The sequence below is a fragment of the Pseudolactococcus hodotermopsidis genome, from assembly GCF_011170085.1.
In the GTDB taxonomy this organism is placed as follows: Bacteria; Bacillota; Bacilli; order Lactobacillales; family Streptococcaceae; genus Pseudolactococcus; species Pseudolactococcus hodotermopsidis.
Genome location: NZ_BLLI01000077.1, coordinates 1 through 8607 on the forward strand (window position 1 = coordinate 1; position 8607 = coordinate 8607).

General features: G+C 43.7%; 13 protein-coding genes and 1 pseudogene. 1 reads left to right on the plus strand and 13 read right to left on the minus strand.

All coding sequences use genetic code 11. The annotated features are described in order from the left end of the window. Positions 1-155: 155 nt before the first annotated feature. The 6 genes from Hs30E_RS09700 to Hs30E_RS09725 all read right to left on the minus strand — a co-directional run bounded on the left by Hs30E_RS09700 (position 156) and on the right by Hs30E_RS09725 (position 3642). The gene (locus Hs30E_RS09700) at positions 156-611 is read right to left on the minus strand and encodes a CoA-binding protein (protein WP_172209754.1); all 456 of its coding nucleotides are present in this window, start codon (positions 609-611) and stop codon (positions 156-158) included. Positions 612-628: 17 nt separating this feature from the next. After that, complete coding sequence (locus Hs30E_RS09705; protein ID WP_172209755.1) at positions 629-1237, minus strand: nitroreductase family protein; 609 nt, start codon at positions 1235-1237, stop codon at positions 629-631. A gap of 138 nt (positions 1238-1375) precedes the next feature. Further along, positions 1376-1834: a VanZ family protein gene (locus Hs30E_RS09710; RefSeq protein ID WP_172209756.1), complete on the minus strand. Its 459-nt coding sequence runs from the start codon at positions 1832-1834 to the stop codon at positions 1376-1378. Beyond that, positions 1831-2946: a dual-specificity RNA methyltransferase RlmN gene (gene rlmN / locus Hs30E_RS09715; protein ID WP_172209757.1), complete on the minus strand. Its 1116-nt coding sequence runs from the start codon at positions 2944-2946 to the stop codon at positions 1831-1833. Before rlmN ends, Hs30E_RS09710 begins: the two co-directional genes overlap by 4 nt. A gap of 257 nt (positions 2947-3203) precedes the next feature. Continuing rightward, positions 3204-3398, minus strand: coding sequence for a hypothetical protein (locus Hs30E_RS09720; RefSeq protein ID WP_172209758.1), 195 nt, complete (start codon positions 3396-3398; stop codon positions 3204-3206). 13 nt (positions 3399-3411) lie between these two features. Then, positions 3412-3642 (minus strand): nucleoside triphosphate pyrophosphohydrolase family protein, encoded by a 231-nt coding sequence (locus Hs30E_RS09725; RefSeq protein ID WP_172209759.1) that lies wholly within the window; start codon positions 3640-3642, stop codon positions 3412-3414. A 189-nt stretch (positions 3643-3831) separates the two neighbouring features. Between Hs30E_RS09725 and Hs30E_RS09730 the strand changes: the two genes are divergently transcribed. Next, positions 3832-4062, plus strand: coding sequence for a hypothetical protein (locus tag Hs30E_RS09730; protein ID WP_172209760.1), 231 nt, complete (start codon positions 3832-3834; stop codon positions 4060-4062). Positions 4063-4124: 62 nt separating this feature from the next. Here the strand turns inward: Hs30E_RS09730 and Hs30E_RS09735 are convergent, their stop codons facing one another. From Hs30E_RS09735 to Hs30E_RS09765, 7 genes and pseudogenes are all read right to left on the minus strand, one after another. Continuing rightward, a complete protein-coding gene (locus tag Hs30E_RS09735; protein WP_172209761.1) occupies positions 4125-4415 on the minus strand; it encodes a hypothetical protein in 291 nt (96 codons plus the stop codon). 33 nt (positions 4416-4448) lie between these two features. Next, positions 4449-5102, minus strand: a complete 654-nt coding sequence (locus Hs30E_RS09740; RefSeq protein WP_172209762.1) for an ATP-binding protein — start codon at positions 5100-5102, stop codon at positions 4449-4451. Next, the gene (locus tag Hs30E_RS09745) at positions 5099-5425 is read right to left on the minus strand and encodes an AlbA family DNA-binding domain-containing protein (protein WP_172209763.1); all 327 of its coding nucleotides are present in this window, start codon (positions 5423-5425) and stop codon (positions 5099-5101) included. Before Hs30E_RS09745 ends, Hs30E_RS09740 begins: the two co-directional genes overlap by 4 nt. 70 nt (positions 5426-5495) lie before the next feature. Then, the gene (locus Hs30E_RS09750; protein WP_172209764.1) at positions 5496-5783 is read right to left on the minus strand and encodes a helix-turn-helix domain-containing protein; all 288 of its coding nucleotides are present in this window, start codon (positions 5781-5783) and stop codon (positions 5496-5498) included. Between the two features lie 74 nt (positions 5784-5857). Next, positions 5858-7021 carry a transglutaminase domain-containing protein gene (locus Hs30E_RS09755; RefSeq protein WP_172209765.1) on the minus strand — a complete coding sequence of 388 codons (1164 nt, stop codon included), beginning with the start codon at positions 7019-7021 and terminating at the stop codon, positions 5858-5860. 29 nt (positions 7022-7050) lie between these two features. Continuing rightward, positions 7051-7956, minus strand: coding sequence for a C1 family peptidase (locus Hs30E_RS09760; RefSeq protein WP_172209766.1), 906 nt, complete (start codon positions 7954-7956; stop codon positions 7051-7053). A 382-nt stretch (positions 7957-8338) separates the two neighbouring features. Continuing rightward, positions 8339-8607: pseudogene (locus tag Hs30E_RS09765) on the minus strand (IS110 family RNA-guided transposase); the annotation flags it as partial.

An 8607-nucleotide genomic window follows, 5' to 3' on the forward strand; every position in this document is an offset into this window, starting at 1 on the left:
TAAAAACTTTAAGAAACGGATCCTACTCATGAATAAAACCTTAACAAATTAAAAAACAAGCAACTAATCAGTTACTTGCTTTATAGGGGAAAGGAGTTTCCCACACGATTTGACAAAGAGCCAAAAACTGCCAATTTCTTGACAGTTCCGCCAGCTTATTTTTGATTGGCACGCTCTTTTCGCAAGCCGCTGTAAGCATATTCAACCTTGATACAGCGATCCATGACAATATCATGTCGACCATTATCACGCAAAATTTTCTCGGCTTCTTCGTTTTGCAAACCAGACTGCGCCCAGAAAACGTCCGCATCCGTCTCAACAAAGTCATGCGCCACATCAGGCAGAAACTCCGAACGCCGAAAAACATCCACGATGTCAATATGCTCGGGAATTTCCTTGATACTTGCGTAAACTTTCTCGCCCAGCACCTCTTGCCCAGCCAAACGCGGGTTGACAGGAATCATGCGAAAACCGTCAGCTTGCAAAGCCTTACCAATCATGTAGCTAGACGTTTCCTCACGATTAGACAAGCCAACCACGGCAACGGTCTTAGCATGACGCAAGTAGTCAAAAATCTCTTCCTGCGTTTTATTTTCAAATGTATAAGTCATTTATGTCTCATTTCTATTTATAAAACGTCAGTAATATCAGCCACAGGCAAACGATAGCTAGCATGTCCCGCATCATCTGAGTAGCCCATGGTAATAATCAATTCGGGACGAAAACGATTTTCAATTGCCAAAACTTCCTTAACTTTTGCCTTATCAAAACCAAGGATAATGTTAGTTTTCAAGCCCGCATCATTCGCCGCAAGCACGATATTTTGCGACACCAAGCCAGTATTTAAGGCAAGATAGTCCGACAACTGTTGCTCAGAAAATTTCTCAAACATCCCTGGCAACTTAATAAGCAAGTCCTCTTTGTGATCAAGTGGCAAGAAATCAGCACCGATTTTAACCATATCACGCACACGTTCAGGCAAATCTGTATCCGAATAAACAACCACTGTCGCACCCGCAGACTCATGTTGCACCGCATTTTTAGCGTGCATAGCCGTTGACAAAGCCGCTCGTTTTTCAGCAGAATCAACAATCGCAAAATGCCAAGGCTGAATATTATGCGCAGATGGCGCAAGCGTTGCCGCAGCCAAAATGGCTTTAACCTCATCAACCGAAACCTTGCGACCATCAAATTGTGTCACTTTGTGACGACTGCTATTTAATTTTGAAAACTCCATATGATTACTCTCCTTAAATGACCTATCAAATTTATATAGGGAATCTCTAAAAATGAACAAATCTGAGTTTTTAGAACTCCCCTACACACTCATTGTATCACAAACCACCTTGCAAAATCATGGCGTGCGATTATAATTTTACTTACGCAAAATCCGATAGGTCTGATAGGCAATCACACCACCCAAAGTATTGGTCATAAGGTCATCAATCTCAAAAACACGGTCAAACTCAAAAAGTAAATCCAATATCACTTGCGTGAGTTCAATGGACAAGCTCATACAAAAAGTCATCAGCACAACTTTCGACAGCTTAACCGCATTTCTCCGAAGTAATAAAATTGCTAAAACAAGCGGAAAAAGTAGGAAAATATTAGTGATATTTTGTAAAATAACAACAAAAACATCCCATAAAGACGGTATTTTCCCAAAATGAACCAGCGTATTAAACGGTGTTAGAATCGCCGTAATCCGACCAAAATGCTGAATACCTGGCGTTTCAATCGAGTTGAGCTGCGGATAAAAAGTTTGTGGCAAAAAACACATGCCAACAATCGCCAAAATGTAACATACAATAAAAAGTTTAAGCGATTTTTTCATGAAATTACTTGAGTGTACATATCATTTTTGATTTTCTCATCAAAACTCGCCGTTTCGGCATCATTTTTCATCGTCTTACTGCGCAACTGCCCACACGCCGCATCAATATCCGTACCATGTTCCTGCCGAATCACGCAGTTAATGCCACCTTTTTTGAGAATATCGTAGAAAGCCAAGACGTCCTCTTTTGAAGAACGGGTGTATTGGTCATGCTCACTCACAGGATTGTAAGGAATCAGATTGACGTAGACCAACTTTTTCTTATCTCTCAACAACGCCACCAGTTCACGCGCATGTTGCGGACGGTCATTGATACCGCTAAGCATGATATATTCAAAAGTCACGCGCCGATTGGTTGTCTTGATATAGTAATCAATCGCCTCAAACAATTTTTCCAGCGGAAAACTGCGATTGATTCGCATAATGCTCGTGCGCACCTCATTATTAGGCGCATGAAGTGAAATCGCAAGGTTAATCTGCAAACCAGTTTCAGCAAATTCACGAATTTTATTGGCAAGACCTGATGTTGACACCGTGATATGACGTGCCCCAATGGCAAGCCCATTATCATCATTAATCGTCTTGATAAAGTTAATAACATTGTCATAGTTATCAAAGGGTTCGCCAATTCCCATAACCACAACATGACTCACGCGCTCGTCAAGCCCACGTTCATCAAAATATTTCTGCACTAGCATAATCTGCGCCGTAATCTCGCCCGCCGTCAGATCACGCTGTTTTTTAATGAGACCAGAGGCACAAAAAGTACAGCCGATATTACACCCGACTTGAGTCGTCACACAGACCGATAAACCATATTTTTGGCGCATCAAAACCGTCTCAACAAGCATACCATCAGGCAACTCAAAAAGATATTTGACCGTACCGTCCTTCGCCTCTTGCACCAAACGCTGCTGTAAAGGATTGATGACAAAGCAATCATCAAGTTTAGCGATAAAGTCCTTGGCAATATTGGTCATCTCATCAAAAGACTGCACCCGCTTTTTGTAAAGCCAATCCCAAATTTGTGTCGCCCGAAATTTCTTTGCGCCATTATCAATCGCCCAAGCAATCAACTGTTCGCGCGTTAAGCCGTATATAGATGGTTTCATGTTATTTTTCCTTTATTTGAACTTCAAGCTAACTTTCTACGAAAGTTTGCGACTTTCTGTTTTTTCCTCTCGCTGAAAATGCGTCCAGCTTGTCCACATTCAATAACTATTAAATCGTTGAATCATGTGTTCTTTGTCGGTGCTATGTGCCTTGATGTCTCCGTCAAAATACAGCCAATATTCACCGTACTTATATTCGAGCCAGCATGACTTACCGTAGACCACTTTATGAAAGCCACCATATACAGCCACTGATTTCACCCCTGCTTTCCTTTGAATTTCGGAACATAAAGATTGTGTTCGATGGCATATTCCTCGGATGACTTGTAAATGATTTTCCCATCAACAACCCAGCCTTCGCCGTCAATAAATAAAGCAAATTCGGCAAGTTGGTTATACGCTTTAACAATATCGGGAACAAGCAACCCTTTTTCATTTTCTGAATCTTTCACGCATTGTTCCTCCTCAGATGCTTACCCAACTTGGCAAATTTTTCTCAATCCGCTTAGCAATCATCTCATCGCTGATGCCAAAGGTCAGTCTCATCTGCGCCAGCATCATCTCTACATCGGCAATTTCGTCCAGAACATTATCGAGGGAGTCTGGCGCGGGAGTGCGTGTGACCTTTTTGTTGATGGCAACAATTAGCTCGGCGCATTCTTCAATGGTCTGATAGGCTTGTGCTGCTTCCCCCATTGGGCGAGTGCCGTGCGCATTGTATTGACCTGGTCTCTTGTGAAATGTAAATCCATTTTATCTTGAAGAACCATATCATACTTGTTGCCGGCGGGTTTTCTTTTGGCGAGGTAATCTTCGCGCTCGGTGCGGTTGCCTCCCAAACTTCGGTGGTGCAGTGCTTGCGGTGGGTTTTCAGGCGGGATGTGCTTGCCTTCAACAACATCAAAGAATTCCTGCTCGGTTAAGAGGAATCAAATAGCCATTCTTCTCTCCCTGCTTGGCTTCTCTGTATTTCTCAACGTGCTCATTTCCTTTGCCGACAACAACATGGCTGACAAAAGAATTGAGGTCTTCCTGTGGAATGCCGCCGCACTCAAAGAACAACGCATCCATCGCATCACGCCGAGAGCAGCGCTCCAATTTCCCCCACAAAAGTGACGAACTTCATGAAGAAGAATGGTCTGGCGGGAAGTTCATTGTGTTGTAGTCATATGTGGGCATCAGCTTTCATCTTCCTTTGCAAGGCGATACTGCCTGTTTTTTCTTTCTCCCTGTGCTTCAAGGATTTGCTTTTCAGATAAAATTCGCAAATACCGTTTCACACTGCCTTCTGCTACACCCGATGCTTCACGCGCCTCTGCATTGGAAATCCATTCATGCTTTTTGAAGCATAGCAAAAGAGATTCTAAAAACGCTTTTTCACCGGGCGTCAGTTTATCGGTCAACTTATCGGCAACTCTATCGGCAACTGATTCCGCAAAACCATCTGCAAATGGAAATATTACAATCAAAAAATTGTCTTCAAACGTGAAAATTGAGCGGTCCTAGACCTCCATCATGCGACTCATGCCAGAGCCAAGCTGCTCCACGAGGTCAACATCATGAAACACGCGCATGAGCTCGCGGTTGCGGGGCATAGACCGGCAACGGAAGAAGTTCTCACGGCTGAGTCCGAGCGGCAATCCACCATAAGAAGTGACGGTGAGTCTGTCTGAGAAAATCTCCACCACGGGCGGCACTTCACGGCTAAAGTCTGTGTGAACAATGGCATTGATGACAGCTTCCTTCAGCGCAAGCGCATCTATCATTTGCCGCTCCAGCCTTTTTGTGGCGGTAATTTTCGTAAAGGTTCTAATCTCCACTTTTAATTTTTCAAGGATATTTTTTGTTGCCGTAATGAGACAGCGGTATCCGTACTCTTCGTTCTCAATCAAATCCACCTTGGTGGTTCCAGAATATTTTGCGACTTTGATGGATACGCCGTTTTCATCAGCCAGCAGATAAGCGGCATAATTAAAATGCCCGTCATCATCTACCAAATCCAATGAAGCTAAAAACTCATCGTTGAGCTTCTTTTTCTGCTCCGAATAATATATTTCCAGTTCCTTGAAAGTAAGTTTCTGCTTGGGCGAGCGCATATTGCCCAAGCTGTGGGGGATGCGCTTGGCATACATCTCTTCAATCTGCTCTTTAGTCATATGCTGGTTGGAACTGCCCACACGGATAAAGAACCCTCCGGGGACATTCCTTTGCGGCGCAAATAATAGGGCTTCTCAATACCGCTGGACACAATCACTTTGATGACTTCGATGTCGTCTATCTTCTCAATGATGATATCGAACAGACCGAGGATGTGCGGTTGCATATTGTTTTTGATTTTGTCGGTTATCTGCCGCTGAACAAGGTCAAGCTTTTCTACGCCGACAATTTTCTTGTGCTTATCGTCAATGCCGACATAAATCTCGCCACCCTCAGAATAGTTGAGGAAAGCGACCACCGTTTCTTCAAAATCGTCCGACACTGGGATTTGTATTCAATTCGATTGCGTTCTTCGAGGAATTCAAAAGACATGTTTGTTGCCTCCATACGACTTATTGTTTCTTATCTTCGGTCGGATTATCAAGCTGGATTTCCATGGTTTCTTCGGAGAAAATATAGTCCCCGTGGGCATACTTGGCGATATCAAGCTGAAGGACATCCAGCACACGGCAGGCGATGTTAAACGACGATGATGAAAGATTGCGTTCGCCGCTTTCAAACCGTTGGTATTGCCGCTGGTGGATATTTGCCTGGTCAGCGACCTGCTGTTGTGTCAAACCGAGCTTCTCTCTGGCTTGTCTGAGAACACCGTGCTCAAAAAGCACTCGCTGATATGCCATGCGACAACCTCCTTCCGACTACATCATCTATTACACACCCAATCGGTCGTGGTGTCGATGATAAAATGAAGCCATCATTTTTTCCAACTACCGACCTTGATAACTACATCATTCGCATTCATGGTATATGTGTACCCAATATTCGGATACAGTTTCTTAATCTCAGCAGCAAGTTCATCCTTACTATACCCAAATCGGGCGACGTTTGCATCCTCGTTGCTTTCAACCGCCGTGGTGATGATGTCCTCGAAAGTAGTCTGTGCTATGGTTCTTTCCCATTCGTCAAAGTGCAGCGTATTGAATGAAATCGGCTCATCTTCAAAAATCCAAAAAGCATCATCATAGTGCGTATCATTTGCAATTGGGGCATTGACATCCCATGAAGCGTGATATTGCTGGCTTCCATTTCGCTGGCTTGCTATTGCCTTATCTGAGAGCAATAAGTAGTCATGCCCTGCTTGCATCGGTCTGTCAGGGGTAGGGTCATTCCAAGTGGTATCGACATGATACCAGATGCCATCGACCTTGACCATGTTCCATGCATGACTCCCGTTATTGGGGCCGCTCTTGCCGGATATTTTTTTGACCTCAAATTCAAACTGCGATGCAATTAGGGAAAAGGCACTGGCATAGCCATCACAAATAGCACGGTTTTGTACGAGAGCGGAATAGGCCAGGCTTCCACTTTCATTGTCAGGGGTTACGCCGTCTGCCTTGTAGGCATATTGGCAGTTGACCACTATGTAATCGCTTATTGCACAGACTAATTCGGACTGCAAATAATCGTCTTGCAATTGCTTCTTGATGGAATCAATAGCCGCTCCGACCGCCTGCTCAAGGCGAGTTCTGTAATCAGCGGGTATGTTCTTGTATTCAAGTGTGACTTTTGTAATAATTCCATTCGTGCTGTGCCAGCGGTAATTCGTAAGATAATCAATGGCTGGGTTGTCGTCAATTATTTTCCACAAGTCATAGCCATCCGTGAATTCTGCCTCGGTGAGTTGAAATTCCGATAAGTCGCAGAAATCCTCTCGGTCGAGAATTGCGTTGTAAAGTGTATCATCAATGCCGCCGACAGCGCGAGGTTCAAAGAGCGACACCTTCGTTTCGTTGTTTACTTCCACTCGACTGCATCCAAACAAAGTCCCCATAACCGCAACAAGGCAAAGCATCGACAGTGCTTTCATAGACCTCTTCTTTGCTTGTAGTTTCCATTGCGAAGAAACTGTCATAGGCATGTATTATCCTTTCTCAAACAGCAATAGCATCAGTTATCTGTCATGCTGAACGCACCATAGAGTTGCGTATCATTTTCGACAATATCATATGTAATCCAGCCGAAGCCTTCCAACCCCCAGTCAGTTCCCCATGAATTGATAAATTTAAATGCATTCTTTGCATCATCAAAGCCGACAAGACATATTGCATGACCTCCACGATTCTTTCCGCTCTGAACATCATAAACTGGGTTTTTCTCATCAAGTTTATCCATGTCGGGATAGACATTGACACCAACAACTACACCACCATATTTTACAATTGCATTTTTAATCTGGTCAACACCTGAAATAGAAAACCATTCTTTTGAATTATGCGGCGCCGCCTTGGAGATTTGTGTGCTGTTAGGTTTTGTCCGATGATCTTTTTCATTGTACGGCATATCATTAAGTGCGCAAACCCCCTGTTGCGTCACAAGGCGCATAGCTTCGGAAATCAAAGCACCACCATCCTGTCCGTAGTTAATCTGATTATAGACATATGCCGGACTGAGTGCGGGGTTCACCGTGAAATCCCAGCCGAGGTCGGTCTTTTCTTGGGCGCTCTTTAATGCATAAGCGGTCGCCCACGCAGTACAGCTTCCTTGGCTTCCTTGATTACCCGGAGCAGGATAGGCATCAGAATTGTCGTATGCATTATAATGTTCGTTATTATCGGGTTCAACAATGCGCCGTGCGTCCTCTATAACCACAGGTGAATCGGCAATCAAGCCCAGTGTACCCAACGCCAGTGTTCCTGCCACAATAACAGCAATAATAATACCCGCAAGAAGAGTGCCGCCACCAGCGGCGCTGGCTATTATTATCTTCTTTTTACGCTGACGGTTACGCCTGTTATTATCGTCATCATTGGACGAATAACCCTTAATCATTCCTCCACCGTTATAAAGAGACATGTGCATTTCCTCCTGTTATAAATGCCCCATTGTCAAGTCAAAATATTTTCTCGCAATAGGGTTTAGTTAAACTCAATGGCACAAGAAAACGCCAAAAGTAAGATTCAACGACTGTCAACCACTCTGTTATTCGTGGATTGGGTACCTCAGGTTAATGGTTCGTCGTGTGATTCTACTATTCTTTAGTCGCGGATCAGCTTGTTCTCTACTGAAATAGCTAATTTCCCAGAGAACAAGCTGCCATAAAAGGAGTACCGTAGATAACCAAACCTGTGTGTTACCTTTGGCGCTTTCTTCTACCATTGAGTAGTGACCTGTTCTTTTTTAGTATCCTAACATATTTACATAGCTTTATCCTACCTCCTTGTGTCTGTTCGGTTATTTATTTTTGAGTATATGAAATATGACCTGTAGACATTCCCCAAATAAAGCAAGCCAATTCTCTCGCTATAGCAGTTACAGCCTTGTGTTTAGCCTTGCCACTATACAAAAGACGACCATATTTTCTTTGCATACGTGAAACAGCCCTATCCGCATAAGCAATAACGGCACTAGGTTGACCTTTTTGTCTAGCTTTTAGCGCTTTTGATTTTACGATAGAGCCTTTCAATAAAGCACGAGCACATTCAATCAAAGTCGTCCGAACAACAC